Origin of the sequence: Pseudomonas sp. Au-Pse12, from assembly GCF_021341665.1 — a bacterium.
GTDB lineage: Bacteria > Pseudomonadota > Gammaproteobacteria > Pseudomonadales > Pseudomonadaceae > Aquipseudomonas.
Genome location: NZ_JAJTTH010000004.1, coordinates 62488 through 78964, shown reverse-complemented (window position 1 = coordinate 78964; position 16477 = coordinate 62488). Strand labels below are relative to the sequence as shown.

Here is a 16477-nt window from a genome sequence, read left to right as displayed (position 1 = left end):
GAAAACTCACAGATAAAATGAGCCGCGACCTGCCCCCCCTGAATGCCCTTCGGGCCTTCGAAGCCACTGCCCGGCTCAACAGTGTCAGCCAGGCTGCCGAACAACTGCACGTCACCCATGGCGCGGTGAGCCGGCAGTTGAAGGTGCTTGAAGAGCACCTGGGCCTGAGCCTGTTCGTCAAGGATGGACGTGGCCTTAAACTCACAGATGCCGGCGTTCGCCTGCGCGATGCCAGCAGCGAGGCCTTCGAGCGCCTGCGCGACGTCTGCGCCGAGTTGACCCAAGGCAGCGCCGACGCGCCTTTTGTCCTTGGTTGTTCCGGCAGCCTGCTGGCGCGCTGGCTGATCCCGCGCCTGGGGCGCTTGAATGCCGACCTGCCGGACCTGCGCCTGCACCTTTCCGCTGGCGAGGGCGACCTCGATCCTCGGCGCCCGGGCCTGGATGCCTTGCTGGTCTTCGCCGAGCCGCCGTGGCCGGCGGACATGCAGGTGTATGAACTGGCCAGCGAACGCATCGGCCCGGTGCTCAGCCCGCGCTACGCCGGTTATTCGCGCCTGCGCGAGGCGCCGGCCTCTGTCCTTGCGGCAGAGCCTTTGTTGCACACCACCTCGCGCCCTCAGGCCTGGCCCAGCTGGGCACGGCGCAACGGCCTGGATCCCGAGACGTTGAAGTACGGGCAGGGTTTCGAGCATTTGTATTACTTGCTGGAGGCGGCCGTGGCGGGCCTTGGGGTGGCGATTGCCCCGCAGCCGCTGGTGGCCGAGGACTTGGTGGCAGGCAGGCTGGTTGCCCCTTGGGGGTTTTCCGACACTCCGGGGCAACTGGCGCTGTGGTTACCCAAGCGCGCCGCTGATGGGCGCGCCCGGCAATTGGCTCAGTGGCTGAAAAACGAACTGCGCCAACAGGTCTAGTCGCCGCGTTTGCACAGCAGATAGGCGGCCAGCAGGCCCAGGGCGCCCACGGCTACGCCGGCGGTGGTCCAAGGGTGCTCCTGGGCATAGTCGCGGGTGGCGATCCCGGTTTCACGGGTTTTCACCTTGACCTCTTCATAGGCATCGCTGAGTAGGCTGCGCGAGTGCTTCAGGGCACTTTCGGCGTTGCTCTTGAGCGCCTTGAGGGTTTTGCGCGATTCGTCGGAAGCATCATCCTTGAGGCTTTCCAGCGATTTGAGCAGGCTTTCGATCTCGGCTTCCATACTTTCCAGTGAGGCTTTGCGTAACGAGGTGTTGGCCATGTTGGCGCTCCTGCAGGGGGGTGAATGGGCTGTGTAGGTTCCGACTGCGGGGCGCTGGGAAAGTGCAGAAAATCTGAACGTGCTGTTGGCGGTGGCGCCACGAGTAATAGGAAAAATCACTGCTAGGCTGTAATTCACAGCTAAAAAGGAGAGCGCCATGACTGATCATCACACCTACAAGAAAGTCGAACTGGTGGGTTCGTCGCCGAACAGCATTGAAGAAGCGATCAACAACGCGCTGGCGGAAGCGCACAAGAGCATCAAGCACCTGGAGTGGTTCGAAGTGACCGAAACCCGGGGGCATATCAAGGACGGCAAAGCCGCGCATTTCCAGGTCACGCTCAAGGTGGGTTTCCGAATTGCCAATAGTTGAAGGCTTGAGCTAGGCTCTGGAACTTGTGCGCTGGCCGAGTGCCATAGGAAGTGGCAAAGCGCTACAACTGTCTTGAGCCTCTGTCTGGCTGGCGTCAACGCCGCCTCTTTTGATCCGACCAGGGAATGTGACCGATGAAAAAACTAGTATTAGCTGCTGCTTTGTTGAGTCTTGCGGGAACAGCCCTTGCCGCTGGCAAGCCGTGCGAAGAGCTGAAAGGCGAGATTGCCGCCAAGATCGACGCCAAGGGCGCCAAGCACTACTCGCTGGAAGTGGTGGAAAAGGGCGCTGCGGCCGATGGCAAGGTGGTTGGCACCTGCGAAGCCGGTAGCAAGGAGATTGTCTACAAGCGCGGTTGAGCCCTTGTGGATGCCCATTGAAAAGCCGACGCGATGGCGTCGGCTTTTTTATGCCTGCCGTTCAGCCTTTCATCACCTGTGACAGCAGCTCGTAGGAGTGCAGCCGGTCGGCGTGCTCGTAGAGGTCGCAGGTGAAGATCAGTTCATCGGCCCCGGTCTGTTCGATCAGCACGTCGAGCTTGGCGCGGATTTTCGCCGGGCTGCCGATCATGGCCAGGCCGAGGAAACTCGACACCGCTTCCTTCTCGTGGGGCAGCCACAGGCCATCCATGCTCTTCACCGGCTTGCGCTGGACCAGGCTCTGGCCGCGCATCAGCGCGAGGATCCGCTGGTACACCGAGGTCGCCAGGTAATCGGCCTGCTCGTCAGTATCGGCTGCCACCAAGGGCACGCCGAGCATCACATAGGGCTTGTCGAGCACTGCCGAAGGCTTGAAGTGGTTGCGATACACGCGAATCGCTTCATGCAGGTAGCGCGGTGCGAAATGCGAGGCGAAGGCGTAAGGCAGGCCCCGCTCCCCCGCCAGCTGCGCGCTGAACAGGCTGGAGCCGAGCAGCCACACCGGCACGTGGGTGCCGGTGCCCGGCATGGCAATGACCCGTTGTTCCGGGGTGCGCGGGCCGAGGTAGGCCATCAGTTCGGCAACGTCCTCAGGGAAATCGTCGGCGCTGCCGGAGCGTTCGCGGCGCAGGGCGCGGGCGGTCATCTGGTCGGAACCCGGAGCGCGCCCCAGGCCCAGGTCGATGCGCCCCGGGTACAGGCTTTCCAGGGTGCCGAACTGTTCGGCGATCACCAGTGGCGCGTGGTTGGGCAGCATGACCCCGCCGGAGCCGACGCGAATCGTCGACGTGCCACCCGCCAGATAGCCGATCAGTACCGAGGTGGCAGAGCTGGCGATACCGTCCATGTTGTGGTGTTCGGCGACCCAGAAGCGTGTGTAGCCAAGCTTTTCCACGTGCTGCGCCAGGTCCAGGGAGTTGCGCAGGGACTGCCCCGGGCTGCCGTTTTCACGCACGGGCACCAGGTCGAGGGTCGAGTATTTAACAGCGGACAGCGGTTTCATAAGCCTGCTTCTCCTTGGGTACGCAGGCTTTTGTCATGAGCCAAAACCTGCCGAAGTCTGTAAGTCAGACCTATGCAATGTGGGCATATACCCGAGTTTCAATAGCCTGAGTGAACTTGTCGGGTAAACGGATGACGGCGACACCGGCTGAACTTTGCCGTCGGATCTATCCTCAGAACCCTTAGGCAGCAGAAACCAGCGCGGTGCGAACCTTCGCACCGGTTCTTGAGGAGAAAGCGATGAGTATCAAAAAGAAAGCCTCGGCGCATTGGCAAGGCGACCTGAAAACCGGCATCGGCTCGATCTCGACCGAAACCGGCGTGCTGCGCGAAGCGCCTTACGGCTTCAAGGCGCGCTTCGAAGGCGGCAAGGGCACCAACCCCGAAGAGCTGATCGGCGCGGCCCACGCGGGCTGTTTCTCCATGGCCTTTTCGATGATTCTCGGCGAGGCCGGGCTCAAGGCGGACAGCATCGACACCCAGGCGGAAGTGACCCTGGACCAGGTCGATGGCGGCTTTGCCATTACCGCGGTGCACCTGAGCCTCAAGGCGAAGATTCCCGGCGCCAGCCAGCAGCAGTTCGACGAGCTGAGCAAGAAGGCCAAGGAAGGTTGCCCGGTGTCCAAGGTGCTCAACGCCAAGATCAGCCTGGAGGCGACGCTGCTGAGCTGATTGTTTCGCCGGCCAGCCGGCTTCTGCACCGGTCTGTAGGAGCCGGTTGGCCGGCGAAGGTGCCTGTGCGGCGGACAAGCACCTGTGGTCGAATACGCGACGGCGGTTTCAGTGCACCCTCGTGCGCGCCGCAGCAAGGGAGCTTTAGATCATGAAACGTTTTGCCTTGGCGGTTGTTAGTTGCGTACTGGCCACATCGGCCCTGGCCGCCCCCAAGCCCTGCGAGGAACTCAAGGCCGAGATCGAAGCCAAGATCCAGGCCCAGGGCGTGCCTTCCTACACCCTGGAAATCGTCACCAACGACGAAGTCCACGACAACAACATGGTGGTCGGCAGCTGTGAGAACGGCACCAAGAAGATCATCTACCAGAAGAACGATCGCTGAGCCGCTTCAGGGCACGCAGTTGATCATGCGCTCCTCGGCAACGATCTCGCGCTGGGCGTTGTACAGCCGCGCGCTGGGGGTGAAGGCCAGGTTGCGCGCTTCCAGGCGATAGCGCTGGCCGGCCTGGAAATGGTCGTAGCGCAGGCTCAGGTAGCACAGGCGTTCCTGGGGATCGTTGTTCATGCCCATGCCGCCGGCGAACACTTCGAAGTCGAAGCGCACCATCAATTCATGGCTGCCGGGGCTGACCTGGAAGAAGCGGCCGTCTGCCAGGCGCTGGTTGTCCAGGCGCTCGGCCATGACCAGCTTGCCGCCGGGCGTCGGGGTGGCCAGGTCGACCCAGGCCTGTTGCGGATCGACGCTGGGCAAGGGCGTGGTACAGGCACTGAGGGTGGCAAGGGTGAGAAGCAGCAGGCGTGGGCGCATGACAGTGGCCGAATGAGCGAGAGGTGCTCAGCATAGCGCCGATCAACTGCGCTGGCAGCCTGCCGGTCGGGCTTTGTCGAGCAGGGTGTGTTGCTCGTCGTAGAGCCTGGCCCAAGGGTGGAAGCCGATGTTCCCGGCCTGTACCCGATAGCGCTGGCCAGCGCCAAAATCCTTGAATTTCACATTCAACTGGCAGTCACGCCACAGCGGTTCGGCGTCCGGCCCGATGTTGCCGGGCTGCACGGCGAACTGGTAGCGCAGGGTCAATTCATGGCTGCCGGGCTGGACCTGGAAGTAGCGCGGGTCGGCGATGGCTCGGTCGTCCACCTCCAGGGCTTGCAGGTGGCTGTCCCGGGGCGGGACGAGGTCGATCCAGGCCTGGGCCGGATCAGGGTCGGGCAGGCCGGCGCAACCGCCAAGGGTCAGCAGGCCGGTGGTCAACAGCAACACGCGCATGGCGAAACTCCAGGCTGGCGAGATAGTCTTGCGGGCAGACTCTCTGTGGATGATTCGATTTGACTAGGCCGTGTTCAAGCCATGGGTTACTTGATCCTCTTTTGCGGTTTTTGTTTCCGGCCCTGATGCTTTTGCTGCTCAACGGTTGCAGCAGCCTCGGTTATTACAGCCAACTGGCCGGCGGCCAGATGCAGTTGCTGCGGGCCCGTGTGCCGGTGGCCGAGGTGCTGGCCGACCCAAGCCGCGACCCGGCCCTGCGCGCTCATCTGGCCCAGTCGCAACAGGCCCGCACCTTTGCCAGCCAGCACCTGCACCTGCCGGACAACCGCAGCTACCGGCTGTACGTCGACATCGGCCGGCCCTATGTGGTGTGGAACGTGTTCGCCACCGCGGAGTTTTCCCTGAGCCCGCAAACCCACTGCTTTCCCATTGCCGGTTGCGTGGCCTATCGCGGCTACTACAACCAGGGCGCGGCTCGCGGCGAGGCGGCGTTGCAGCGCCTGAAGGGCATGGATGTGGCGATTGGCGGGGTCGAGGCCTACTCGACCCTGGGCTGGTTCGACGACCCGATCATCAGCTCGATGATGCACTGGGGCGACGAGCGCCTGGCGACCCTGATCTTCCACGAGCTGGCGCACCAGCGCTTTTATGTGAAGGACGACACCGAGTTCAACGAGTCCTACGCCACCTTCGTCGAGCAGCAAGGCACCCGCCAGTGGCGCGCCTATCGCGGGCTGGCGCCGTTGGGCGACGACGAGCTGCGCCAGCGTGACCAGTTCACCGAGCTGGTGCTCGCGACCCGCAAACGCCTGGAGCAACTCTATGCCCTGCCCTTGCCCGCCGAGCAGATGCGCCAGCGCAAGGCCGCGGAATTCGAACGCATGCGCCGCGAATATCGGCAGTTGCGCGACCATCAGTGGGCGGGTTCGAAACGCTATGACGCCTGGATCAACGCCCCGCTGAACAACGCCCGGCTGTTGCCTTTCGGCCTGTATGACCAGTGGGTGCCGGCGTTTGCCGCGCTGTTCAAGCAGGTGAACGGGGATTGGCCGGCTTTCTTTCGCGCCGTGGAAACGCTGGGGCACTTGCCGGCCGAGCAACGCAAGGCCGCTTTAGTGCGGCTGCAAGAGGCTGCACCCGCTTCGTAGGAGCTAGGGCGAATACCCTGTGGCGAGGGAGCTTGCTCCCGCTGGACTGCGTAGCAGTCCCATTTTCAGGGCCGCTGCGCGCCCCAGCGGGAGCAAGCTCTTACAGTGCTGTCCTTAACTGATCGGCATTAGCCCTGAGGGCGCAAAAACGCCTGATGCAGCTCGCCCAGGGTTTCGAAGTGATAGGCCGGCGCCTCGGCGCTCAATTCCTCGTGGCTGCCAAAGCCATAGCCCACCGCCGCCGCGTCCAGCCCGTTGCGCTTGGCACCGATCAGGTCGTGCTTGCGGTCACCGATCATCAGGGTGCTGGCCGGGTCGAGCTGTTCCTGCTCCAGCAGATGGGCAATCAGCTCGACCTTGTCGGTGCGGGTGCCGTCCAGTTCGCTGCCGTAGATCACCTTGAAGTGCTTGGCGAAGTCGAAGTGGCGGGCGATTTCCCGAGCGAAGACCCAGGGCTTGGAGGTTGCGATGTACAGCTGCCGCCCTTGCCCGCCGAGGGTTTCCAGCAGCGGCGTGACACCGTCGAAGACCCGGTTCTCATACAGGCCGGTGACCTTGAATCGTTCGCGATAGAAATTCACCGCCTCCCAGGCACGGGCCTCGTCGAAGCCGTAGAACTGCATGAAGGCCTGCAACAGCGGCGGGCCGATGAAGTGCTCCAGCTTGCTCAGGTCCGGCTCGTCGATCCCCAGTTTGCCCAGGGCGAACTGGATCGAGCGGGTGATGCCCTCGCGAGGGTCGGTGAGGGTGCCGTCGAGGTCGAACAGTACGGTTTGGTAATGCATGGGAATTCCTGGGCTGTACAACGGTTGATCAGGGCCGGTCGTAGCCTTCGGCCAGGTGCAGGTCCTTGAGTTTCACGTAGTTGGCGGCGCTGTAGGTGAAGAACGCCCGTTCCTTGTCGGTCAGCGGGCGTGCCTGTTTCACCGGGCTGCCGACATACAGGAAGCCGCTTTCCAGGCGCTTGCCCGGTGGCACCAGGCTGCCGGCGCCGACGATCACGTCGTCTTCCACCACCGCGCCGTCCATGACGATGCTGCCCATGCCGATCAGTACCCGGTTGCCGATGCTGCAGCCGTGGAGCATGACTTTGTGGGCGATGGTCACGTCGTCGCCGATCAGCAGCGGGAAGCCGTCGGGGTTGAAGGGGCCGGCGTGGGTGATGTGCAGCACGCTGGCGTCCTGCACGCTGGTGCGCGCGCCGATGCGGATGCGGTGCATGTCGCCGCGGATCACCGTCAGCGGCCAGACCGAGCTGTCGGCGCCGATTTCCACGTCGCCGATGACCACCGCCGAGTGGTCGACAAAGGCCCGCTCGCCCAGGAGCGGTGTCACGCCCTGGTATTTTCTTATCGCTTTCATGGACAGTCCTGTGGCGCGCTTTGCGCGTCGATGGTGGCTGGAGAGGGTGATCATGTGTTGGCAAAAAGCGTCGAAAATTCAGTATTTACCGGGATAAAACGGCTTTTTTGGCTAAAATGTCAATAATCTGGCATAGTGGCTGGCCGTCTCTGGAAAAGGAGTGTGTTTATGACTACCTTGCGTTTCAGATCTTCTGCAAGCAAGGCAGGAAATAAAGCGGCTGTTGAAACCCGTGAGTCGATCGCCGCGCATGTCGCGGTCTATCTTCATCGCGGAGGACAGATTCAGAAGATCGCCAGAGGCATCAGCGGTCTACCCAAGAACGGCTCCTGGAATGCGAACAGGAGACGAAAATAATTTCCGGAGGGGGCTTGCGCCCCCTCGCTGTTTCTTGCTGCTCTATTAAACCTCTACCCAGACGCAATCTACAGGTGAATGCCTTGAGCTCCAGCAATCCCCTCCTGCAGGACTTCGACCTGCCGCCCTATTCCGCCATCCGTCCCGAGCATGTCCAGCCTGCCATCGAGACCCTGCTGGCCGACAACCGCGTCGCAATCGCGCAACTGCTTGAGCAGCAACAGGGCACGCCGACCTGGCAGGGCCTGGTGCTGGCACTGGACGAGCTGGGTGCCCGTCTGGGACGCGCCTGGAGCCCGGTGAGCCACCTGAACGCCGTGTGCAACAGCCCCGAGCTGCGCGGCGCTTACGAGGCTTGCCTGCCCATGCTGTCCGAGTACTGGACCGAGCAGGGGCAGAACCGCGAGCTCTTCAAGGCCTATGAGGCGCTGGCGAACAGCCCCGAGGCCGCAGGTTTCGATGTGGCGCAAAAGACCATTCTCGAACACACCCTGCGGGATTTCCGCCTGTCCGGCATCGACCTGCCGGCGGACCAGCAGCAGCGCTATGGCGAAATCCAGATGAAGCTGTCCGAGCTGGGCAGCCGTTTCTCCAACCAGTTGCTGGACGCCACCCAGGCCTGGACCAAGCACATTACCGAGGAAGCGGCCCTGGCCGGCCTGACCGATTCGGCCAAGGCGCAAATGGCCGCCGCCGCCCAGGCCAAGGACCTGGAAGGCTGGCTGATCACCCTGGAGTTCCCCAGCTACTACGCGGTGATGACCTACGCCCAGGACCGAGCCCTGCGCGAGGAAGTCTATGCCGCCTACTGCACCCGCGCGTCGGACCAGGGCCCTAACGCCGGTCAGCACGACAACGGTCCGGTGATGGAAGAAATCCTCGGCCTGCGTCAGGAACTGGCCAAGCTCCTGGGGTTTGCCAGCTTCTCCGAACTGAGCCTGGCCACCAAGATGGCCGAGTCCAGCGATCAGGTGCTGAGCTTCCTGCGCGACCTGGCCAAGCGCAGCAAACCGTTTGCCGCCCGGGACCTGGAACAGCTCAAGGCCTACGCCGCAGAACAGGGCTGCCCTGACCTACAAAGCTGGGACAGCGGTTTCTATGGCGAGAAGCTGCGCGAGCAGCGTTACAGCGTGTCCCAGGAAGCCCTGCGCGCCTATTTCCCCATCGACAAGGTGCTGAGCGGGCTGTTCGCCATTGTCCAGCGCCTGTACGGCATCGAGATTGCCGAGCAGAAGGGTTTCGACAGTTGGCACCCGGACGTGCGCCTGTTCGAGATCAAGGAAAACGGCCAGCACGTCGGCCGCTTCTTCTTCGACCTCTATGCCCGCGCCAACAAGCGTAGCGGCGCCTGGATGGATGGCGCCCGTGATCGTCGCCGCACCCTGGGCGGCGTGCTGCAAAGCCCGGTGGCCAACCTGGTGTGCAACTTCACCCCGGCCGACAGCGGCAAGCCTGCCCTGTTGACCCACGACGAAGTCACCACCCTGTTCCACGAGTTCGGCCATGGCCTGCACCACCTGCTGACCCGGGTCGAGCATGCCGGTGTGTCCGGGATCAACGGCGTGGCTTGGGACGCCGTGGAGCTGCCGAGCCAATTCATGGAGAACTGGTGCTGGGAGCCGGAAGGCCTGGCGCTGATTTCCGGTCACTACGAAAGCGGCGAGCCGCTGCCCCAGGACTTGCTGCAGAAGATGCTGGCGGCGAAGAACTTCCAGTCCGGGCTGATGATGGTGCGCCAACTGGAGTTCTCGCTGTTCGACTTCGAGCTGCACGCCACCCACGGCGACGGCCGCAGCGTGCTGCAGGTGCTGGAAACCGTGCGCGATGAAGTCTCGGTGATGCGTCCGCCGGCCTACAACCGCTTCCCCAACAGCTTTGCGCACATCTTCGCCGGTGGTTATGCCGCGGGTTACTACAGCTACAAGTGGGCGGAAGTGCTGTCGGCCGATGCCTTCTCCAAGTTCGAGGAAGACGGCGTGCTCAACCCGGCCACCGGGCGTGCTTTCCGCGAGGCGATCCTGGCCCGTGGCGGTTCCCAGGAGCCGATGGTGCTGTTCGTCGATTTCCGCGGACGGGCGCCGTCGATTGACGCACTCTTGCGCCACAGCGGCCTCAGCGAGGACGCAGCAGCATGAGTGAAGCACCCGTGAAGACCAAGAAACGCTTTATCGCCGGGGCGGTGTGCCCGGCGTGTAGTGAGCAAGACAAGCTGATGATGTGGAGCGAGGACGATGTGCCGCATCGCGAATGCGTGGCCTGTGGCTACTCCGACACCCTCAACGAACAGGGCCTGTCGGTGCCCAAGGAACTCGGGACCCGGGTCAACAGCGCGGCACCCAAGGTGGCGGACACCAAGGTGCAATCGGTGCAGTTCTTCCCCAACCCCAAGTTGAAGAAAAAAACCGACTGACCACGCAGTAAAAAGCCGGCTCCCTCGCAGGAGCCGGCTTGCCGGCGAATCGATTCGCCACCCTTCCTTCTTTCGCCCCGCGTGTACTCGCGAGCAAGCCCGCGCCTACAGAAGGTGCGGTGTTCAGTGGCTCAGTGGCTTGCTGACACCTACCGTCTCGAACCAGCTCTTCACCGAACAGGTGGCGAACACGCTGGTGCTGCAATCGCCATTGGCCAGGGCCGTACGCAGTTTGTCGACATCGGCCTGCATCATGTAGCGAATGCCGTCCTTGAAGTGGGAACTGTCACCGAACCCGCCCTGGGTCATTTCGTTCAGCGCGTCTTCTTTGCTCCAGCCCTGGACCACCACCCGATACATGGCGGCCATCAGGCCGGTACGGTCCGAACCGTGTTTGCAGTGCATCAGCACCGGGCCCTGGGCTTCGGCGCTCTGGATGGCGCGCAGGGCCTTGAGCACATCGGCGTCATCGACATGGTTGGTGCGATAAGGCAGCTGCACCTGGTTGATGTCCGGGGCGGACAGCCAGCTGGCGTCGGATTCCGGCAGGAAGTTGATCACCGTGGCCACCTTGAGCTGCTGCAGCAGCGGCACGGCGCCTTTGTCCGGCAGGGCGCTGCGGTACAGCGTGGGGGACATCTGATACAGGTTGTATTGCGTCTCCACCGATTGTGCCCATTGCTCAGGGCGGCTGGAGGGGGCCTCGGCGGCGTGTACCTGTGGCCCGGCCAGCAGCGCCAGCAGCGCCAGCAACGACAGGCAAAGGGCTGGGATGAAACGAATGCTCGACATGCGTGGGATCACCGATGAGGGGATTCAATGCCGGGCAGTATCGGTCTGGAGGGGTCAAAGCCCTGTGAGCCCACTGTCAAAGAATCGTGAAGCTGATCCGTCATTCCCAGTGTTTACTGATCTTTTTTCCGCCTGAAACGATTCATCTTGATGCTTAGCCTGCTACCATTTGTAACTAAAGTTTGCTGATGTGTTCATAAAACCGGGGTCTCCCGGCCTTTTGCGTTGCCCCAACATAAAGCCGCGCCATGACGCGGCTGACCAATCCATCAATGCCTGATGAGGTGCACCCATGTCTGATCAAGATCGAGACAACCCGCGGCGTGAGTTTTTGCGTAAATCCCTGACCTTGATCCCCGTGGTCACCGTCGCCAGCACTGGCCTGGGTGGTTCCCTGCTGGCGGCCGCGCCTGAAACGGCCGTCGCCGCCACACCCGCTGCATCGGGCAAGCAGCCCGGCCGCGCCCAGGGCTACGAGCCGAGCTACTTCACTGCTGAAGAATGGGCCTTTATCAAGGCCGCGGTGGAGCGCCTGATCCCGGCCGATGAAATGGGCCCGGGCGCCTTGGAGGCCGGCGTGCCGGAGTACATCGACCGGCAGATGAACACCCCCTACGCCGCGGGAGCCCTGTGGTACATGCAAGGCCCGTTCAAGGCCGATGCCGCGCCGGAGATGGGCTGGCAGAGCAAGCTGGTGCCCAAGGACATCTATCGCCTGGGCATTGCCGCCGTGGATGCATGGTGCAAAGACCTCAAGGGTCAAGTTTTTGCCGCGCAAGACAGCGCTACCCGAGACGCTTTGCTCAAGCAGCTGGAGGCCGGAACCCCGCAGTTCGAGGCGGTCCCGGCCAAGCTTTTCTTCAATCTGCTGTTGCAGAACAGCAAGGAAGGCTTCTTCAGCGACCCGATCCACGGCGGCAATAAAGGCCTGGTCGGCTGGACCCTGATCGGTTTCCCCGGCGCGCGCGCCGATTTCATGGATTGGGTGGAACGCAACGAGCAATACCCCTTCCCGGCAGTTTCGATTCGCGGCGAGAGGGCTTGAGCATGGCAACGGTAATGAAGAAGGTCGACGCGGTGATCGTCGGTTTTGGCTGGACCGGCGCGATCATGGCCAAGGAACTGACCGAGGCCGGGCTCAATGTGCTGGCGCTGGAGCGCGGGCCGATGCAGGACACCTACCCGGACGGCAACTATCCCCAGGTGATCGACGAACTCACCTACAGCGTGCGCAAGAAACTCTTCCAGGACATTTCCAAGGAAACCGTGACCATCCGCCACAGCGTCAATGACGTGGCCCTGCCCAACCGGCAACTGGGGGCTTTCCTGCCGGGCAATGGCGTGGGCGGCGCCGGCCTGCACTGGTCCGGGGTGCATTTTCGGGTCGACCCCATCGAGTTGCGCATGCGCAGCCATTACGAAGAACGCTACGGCAAGAGCTTCATCCCCAAGGACATGACCATCCAGGACTTCGGCGTCAGCTATGAAGAGCTGGAGCCGTTCTTCGACTACGCGGAAAAGGTCTTCGGCACCTCGGGCCAGGCCTGGACCGTGAAGGGCCAGCTGGTAGGCGACGGCAAGGGTGGCAACCCGTATGCGCCGGATCGCTCGGACCACTTCCCGCTGGAGTCGCAGAAGAACACCTATTCCGCACAGCTGTTCCAGAAAGCTGCCAATGAGGTGGGCTACAAGCCTTACAACCTGCCGTCGGCCAATACCTCGGGGCCTTACACCAACCCCTACGGCGCGCAGATGGGGCCGTGCAACTTCTGCGGTTTCTGCAGTGGCTACGTCTGCTACATGTACTCCAAGGCCTCGCCCAACGTGAACATTCTGCCGGCCCTCAAGCCGCTGCCGAATTTCGAGTTGCGGCCCAATGCTCACGTGCTCAAGGTCAATCTCGACAGCAGCAGGACCCGCGCCACCGGCGTCACCTATGTCGATGGCCAGGGGCGCGAGATCGAGCAGCCGGCGGACCTGGTGATCCTCGGTGCCTTCCAGTTGCACAACGTGCGGCTGATGCTGCTGTCGGGCATCGGCAAACCCTACGACCCGATCAGCGGTGAAGGCGTGGTGGGCAGGAACTTCGCCTACCAGAACATGGCCACCATCAAGGCCTACTTCGACAAGGACGTGCACACCAACAACTTCATCGGCGCCGGCGGCAACGGCGTGGCGGTGGACGACTTCAACGCCGACAACTTCGACCACGGCCCGCACGGCTTCGTCGGCGGCTCGCCGATGTGGGTCAACCAGGCCGGCAGCCGGCCGATCGCCGGCACCTCGAACCCGCCGGGCACCCCGGCCTGGGGCAGTGCCTGGAAAAAAGCCACCGCCGACTACTACACCCACCAGGTGTCGATGGACGCCCATGGCGCGCATCAGTCCTACCGTGGCAACTACCTGGATCTGGACCCGGTGTACCGCGATGCCTACGGGTTGCCCCTGCTGCGGATGACCTTCGACTGGCAGGAAAACGACATCAAGATGAACCGCTTCATGGTCGAGAAAATGGGCAAGATCGCCCAGGCGATGAACCCCAAGGCCATTGCCTTGCTGGGCAAGAAGGTTGGCGAACACTTCAACACCGCGTCCTACCAGACCACCCACTTGAACGGCGGCGCGATCATGGGCACCGATCCCAAGACCAGCGCCCTGAACCGCTACTTGCAGAGCTGGGACGTGCACAACGTCTTCGTTCCCGGGGCTTCGGCCTTCCCCCAGGGCCTGGGCTACAACCCCACCGGCCTGGTGGCGGCACTGACCTACTGGTCGGCCCGGGCGATCCGCGAGCAGTACCTGAAGAACCCCGGCCCGCTGGTGCAGGCATAAGGAGCGATGACCATGAAAGCACTCGTTATCGCCAGCCTGGCGCTGCTGGGCAGCAGCCTTGTCAACGCCGCCGAGGTGGATCAGCAGGCCCTGGTGCAACAGGGCGAATACCTGGCCCGCGCCGGAGACTGCGTGGCCTGCCACACAGCCAAGGACGGCAAGCCGTTCGCCGGCGGGCTGCCGATGGAAACCCCCATCGGCGTGATCTATTCCACCAACATCACCCCGGACAAGACCGGTATCGGCGACTACAGCTTCGAGGACTTCGACCAGGCCGTGCGCCATGGCGTGGCCAAGGGCGGCAGTACCCTGTACCCGGCCATGCCCTTCCCGTCCTATGCCCGGGTCAGCGACGCCGACATGCAGGCGCTCTACGCCTACTTCATGAAGGGCGTGGCGCCGGTGGCCAGGGACAACCAGGGCAGCGACATTCCCTGGCCCCTGAGCATGCGCTGGCCGCTGTCGATCTGGCGCTGGATGTTCGCCCCCAGTGTGGAAACCCCGGCACTGGCGGCGGGCAGTGACCCGGTGATCAGTCGCGGAGCCTACCTGGTGGAAGGCTTGGGCCACTGCGGCGCCTGCCATACGCCACGGGCCCTGACCATGCAGGAGAAGGCCCTGAGCGCCAGCGACGGCAGTGCTTTCCTGTCCGGCAGCGCGCCGCTGGAAGGCTGGATCGCCAAGAGCCTGCGCGGCGATCACAAGGACGGCCTGGGTAGCTGGAGCGAAGAGCAGCTGGTGCAGTTCCTCAAGACCGGCCGCAGCGATCGCAGCGCGGTGTTCGGCGGCATGAGCGACGTGGTGGTGCACAGCATGCAGTACATGAGCGAGGCCGACCTGACGGCGATTGCCCGCTACCTCAAGTCGCTTCCGGCCAATGACCCCAAGGACCAGCCGCATGCCTACGACAAGCAGCTGGCCCAAGCCCTGTGGAACGGTGACGACAGCAAGCCGGGCGCGGCGGTGTACATCGACAACTGCGCGGCCTGCCACCGCACCGACGGCCATGGCTACACCCGGGTGTTCCCGGCGCTGGCGGGCAACCCGGTGCTGCAGTCGGCGGACGCCACCTCGCTGATCCATATCGTGCTCAAGGGCGGCACCTTGCCGGCCACCCACAGCGCGCCGTCGACCTTCACCATGCCGGCGTTTGCCTGGCGCCTGTCGGACCAGGAGGTGGCCGACGTGGTCAACTTCATCCGCAGCAGCTGGGGCAACCAGGCTTCGCCGGTCAACGCGTCGGACGTGGCCGGACTGCGGGGCAATGACCTGCAGAGCACGTCCAATGACGACCTGGGGCAGGTGATCAGCAAATGACGGCGTGGCCGGCGCTCCCGGGCGGGGCGCCGGCCAATTGCGCGGTTCAGTCTTGAACGAACGCTGGGCGATGTCCTGGGGGCCGAGGTCGAACTCACAGGCTAGCCCGCTCCTGTCAGGCCGGGGTTTCGGTCCGGCGGTGCTGGTCAGATAAATTCGGCTCCATTACTGTATGTGCATACAGTAATGGAGTGCCTTCTATGTACAGCCCCTTGCCGCCCCGTGGCCGTGGCACCGCGAGCAATCCGCACAACCGTTTCGCGCCCAATCGTTCGGTGGCCGAGGACGACGGCTGGTACCAGGAGGTGCCGCTGACCCAGGGCACCGAGGTGCGTTTTGAAACGGCGAAATCCATCATTACCCGCAACAGTTCGCCGGACCTGCCCTTCGACCGCTCGATCAACCCCTATCGCGGCTGCGAGCATGGCTGCATCTACTGCTACGCGCGGCCCAGCCACGCTTACTGGGACATGTCGCCGGGGCTCGACTTTGAAACCAAGCTGATCGCCAAGAGCAACGCCGCCGCCCTGCTGGAGCAGCAGTTGTCCAAGCCCGGTTATCGCTGTGCGCCGATCAACCTGGGGTCCAATACCGACCCTTACCAGCCCATCGAGCGCGAACAGCAACTGACCCGGCGCACCCTGGAGGTGCTGCTGCGCTATCGGCACCCGGTGACCATCGTCACCAAGGGCTCGTTGATCCTGCGCGACCTGGACCTGCTGGCCGAACTGGCCCGGCAGCGACTGGTGGCGGTGATGATCAGCCTGACCACCCTGGACGATGAGTTGAAGCGTATTCTCGAACCCCGGGCGGCGGCGCCCAAGGCGCGATTGCGGGCGATCCGGGTGATGCGTGAAGCAGGCATTCCGGTCGGGGTGCTGTGCTCGCCGATGATCCCGATGATCAACGACAGCGAGCTGGAAAGCCTGCTCGGCGAAGCCCACGCCGCCGGGGCGCAGAGCGCCGCCTACATGATGCTGCGCCTGCCCCTGGAAGTGGCGCCGCTGTTCGAGGAGTGGCTGGCGGCGCATTACCCGCAACGGGCTGCCCACGTGCTCAGCCTGATCCGTCAGAGCCGCGGCGGTGAGCTTTACGACAGCCGTTTCGGCGCCCGCATGCGCGGCGAGGGGCCGTTCGCCGACCTGCTGGCCCAGCGCTTTGCCAAGGCTCTCAAGCGCTTGGGGCTCAATCGCCGCGAAGGGTTTGATCTCGACTGCTCGGCCTTCTGTCCGCCGGGTGGGCAGATGTCGTTGCTGTGAGCGGCGTTGGCCTATCGTTTGGTCACAGCCGGC

Annotated in this window: 20 protein-coding genes; 13 read left to right on the top strand and 7 right to left on the bottom strand. The window is 63.4% G+C overall.

Annotated elements, in window-relative coordinates; genetic code table 11:
• The first annotated feature begins 17 nt into the window (after window positions 1–17).
• Window positions 18–911, top strand: a complete 894-nt coding sequence (locus tag LXM55_RS12110; protein ID WP_233320595.1) for a LysR family transcriptional regulator — start codon at window positions 18–20, stop codon at window positions 909–911.
• Here the strand turns inward: LXM55_RS12110 and LXM55_RS12105 are convergent.
• Entirely contained in the window at window positions 908–1234 is a 327-nt protein-coding gene (locus LXM55_RS12105) for a DUF883 family protein (protein ID WP_233320594.1), read from the bottom strand. The two genes, LXM55_RS12110 and LXM55_RS12105, sit on opposite strands and share 4 nt — an antisense overlap.
• Before the next feature lie 157 nt (window positions 1235–1391).
• Between LXM55_RS12105 and LXM55_RS12100 the strand changes: the two genes are divergently transcribed.
• Together LXM55_RS12100 and LXM55_RS12095 are read left to right on the top strand one after the other, a co-directional pair.
• Complete coding sequence (locus LXM55_RS12100) at window positions 1392–1607, top strand: dodecin (protein WP_016965134.1); 216 nt, start codon at window positions 1392–1394, stop codon at window positions 1605–1607.
• A 134-nt stretch (window positions 1608–1741) separates the two neighbouring features.
• A complete protein-coding gene (locus LXM55_RS12095; protein ID WP_233320593.1) occupies window positions 1742–1966 on the top strand; it encodes a DUF1161 domain-containing protein in 225 nt (74 codons plus the stop codon).
• A 61-nt stretch (window positions 1967–2027) separates the two neighbouring features.
• Here LXM55_RS12095 and LXM55_RS12090 read toward each other — a convergent pair whose 3' ends face one another.
• Window positions 2028–3029 carry an LLM class flavin-dependent oxidoreductase gene (locus LXM55_RS12090; RefSeq protein WP_233320592.1) on the bottom strand — a complete coding sequence of 334 codons (1002 nt, stop codon included), beginning with the start codon at window positions 3027–3029 and terminating at the stop codon, window positions 2028–2030.
• Window positions 3030–3268: 239 nt separating this feature from the next.
• On the opposite strand from LXM55_RS12090, the gene LXM55_RS12085 reads away from it, so the two are divergent.
• Together LXM55_RS12085 and LXM55_RS12080 are read left to right on the top strand one after the other, a co-directional pair.
• The gene (locus tag LXM55_RS12085) at window positions 3269–3700 is read left to right on the top strand and encodes an OsmC family protein (protein WP_233320591.1); all 432 of its coding nucleotides are present in this window, start codon (window positions 3269–3271) and stop codon (window positions 3698–3700) included.
• Window positions 3701–3851: 151 nt separating this feature from the next.
• On the top strand, window positions 3852–4085 hold the full coding sequence (locus LXM55_RS12080) for a DUF1161 domain-containing protein (protein ID WP_233320590.1): 234 nt from the start codon (window positions 3852–3854) through the stop codon (window positions 4083–4085).
• A gap of 6 nt (window positions 4086–4091) precedes the next feature.
• Here LXM55_RS12080 and LXM55_RS12075 read toward each other — a convergent pair whose 3' ends face one another.
• Window positions 4092–4511 carry a PA0061/PA0062 family lipoprotein gene (locus LXM55_RS12075; RefSeq protein WP_233320589.1) on the bottom strand — a complete coding sequence of 140 codons (420 nt, stop codon included), beginning with the start codon at window positions 4509–4511 and terminating at the stop codon, window positions 4092–4094.
• 42 nt (window positions 4512–4553) lie between these two features.
• On the bottom strand, window positions 4554–4967 hold the full coding sequence (locus tag LXM55_RS12070) for a PA0061/PA0062 family lipoprotein (protein ID WP_233320588.1): 414 nt from the start codon (window positions 4965–4967) through the stop codon (window positions 4554–4556).
• 59 nt (window positions 4968–5026) lie between these two features.
• On the opposite strand from LXM55_RS12070, the gene LXM55_RS12065 reads away from it, so the two are divergent.
• Window positions 5027–6115, top strand: a complete 1089-nt coding sequence (locus LXM55_RS12065; RefSeq protein WP_233320587.1) for an aminopeptidase — start codon at window positions 5027–5029, stop codon at window positions 6113–6115.
• Between the two features lie 128 nt (window positions 6116–6243).
• Here LXM55_RS12065 and LXM55_RS12060 read toward each other — a convergent pair whose 3' ends face one another.
• Both LXM55_RS12060 and LXM55_RS12055 read right to left on the bottom strand, forming a co-directional pair.
• Entirely contained in the window at window positions 6244–6900 is a 657-nt protein-coding gene (locus LXM55_RS12060; protein ID WP_233320586.1) for an HAD family hydrolase, read from the bottom strand.
• A gap of 28 nt (window positions 6901–6928) precedes the next feature.
• On the bottom strand, window positions 6929–7477 hold the full coding sequence (locus tag LXM55_RS12055) for a gamma carbonic anhydrase family protein (RefSeq protein ID WP_233320585.1): 549 nt from the start codon (window positions 7475–7477) through the stop codon (window positions 6929–6931).
• A 168-nt stretch (window positions 7478–7645) separates the two neighbouring features.
• Between LXM55_RS12055 and LXM55_RS12050 the strand changes: the two genes are divergently transcribed.
• From LXM55_RS12050 to LXM55_RS12040, 3 genes are all read left to right on the top strand, one after another.
• Complete coding sequence (locus LXM55_RS12050) at window positions 7646–7834, top strand: hypothetical protein (protein ID WP_092318162.1); 189 nt, start codon at window positions 7646–7648, stop codon at window positions 7832–7834.
• A gap of 83 nt (window positions 7835–7917) precedes the next feature.
• Window positions 7918–9969 carry an oligopeptidase A gene (prlC, locus tag LXM55_RS12045; protein ID WP_233320584.1) on the top strand — a complete coding sequence of 684 codons (2052 nt, stop codon included), beginning with the start codon at window positions 7918–7920 and terminating at the stop codon, window positions 9967–9969.
• The gene (locus LXM55_RS12040; protein ID WP_233320583.1) at window positions 9966–10244 is read left to right on the top strand and encodes a YheV family putative zinc ribbon protein; all 279 of its coding nucleotides are present in this window, start codon (window positions 9966–9968) and stop codon (window positions 10242–10244) included. Before prlC ends, LXM55_RS12040 begins: the two co-directional genes overlap by 4 nt.
• Window positions 10245–10367: 123 nt before the next feature.
• Here the strand turns inward: LXM55_RS12040 and LXM55_RS12035 are convergent, their stop codons facing one another.
• Window positions 10368–11036, bottom strand: coding sequence for a dual specificity protein phosphatase family protein (locus LXM55_RS12035; RefSeq protein WP_233320582.1), 669 nt, complete (start codon window positions 11034–11036; stop codon window positions 10368–10370).
• Between the two features lie 292 nt (window positions 11037–11328).
• Between LXM55_RS12035 and LXM55_RS12030 the strand changes: the two genes are divergently transcribed.
• The 4 genes from LXM55_RS12030 (at window position 11329) to LXM55_RS12015 (ending at window position 16444) form a co-directional block, all read left to right on the top strand.
• Window positions 11329–12081, top strand: coding sequence for a gluconate 2-dehydrogenase subunit 3 family protein (locus LXM55_RS12030; RefSeq protein ID WP_233320581.1), 753 nt, complete (start codon window positions 11329–11331; stop codon window positions 12079–12081).
• Window positions 12082–12083: 2 nt separating this feature from the next.
• Window positions 12084–13868: a GMC family oxidoreductase gene (locus tag LXM55_RS12025; RefSeq protein WP_233320580.1), complete on the top strand. Its 1785-nt coding sequence runs from the start codon at window positions 12084–12086 to the stop codon at window positions 13866–13868.
• 12 nt (window positions 13869–13880) lie between these two features.
• Window positions 13881–15185 carry a c-type cytochrome gene (locus LXM55_RS12020; RefSeq protein ID WP_233320579.1) on the top strand — a complete coding sequence of 435 codons (1305 nt, stop codon included), beginning with the start codon at window positions 13881–13883 and terminating at the stop codon, window positions 15183–15185.
• A 200-nt stretch (window positions 15186–15385) separates the two neighbouring features.
• Complete coding sequence (locus LXM55_RS12015) at window positions 15386–16444, top strand: PA0069 family radical SAM protein (RefSeq protein ID WP_233320578.1); 1059 nt, start codon at window positions 15386–15388, stop codon at window positions 16442–16444.
• The last annotated feature ends 33 nt before the right edge of the window (window positions 16445–16477 follow it).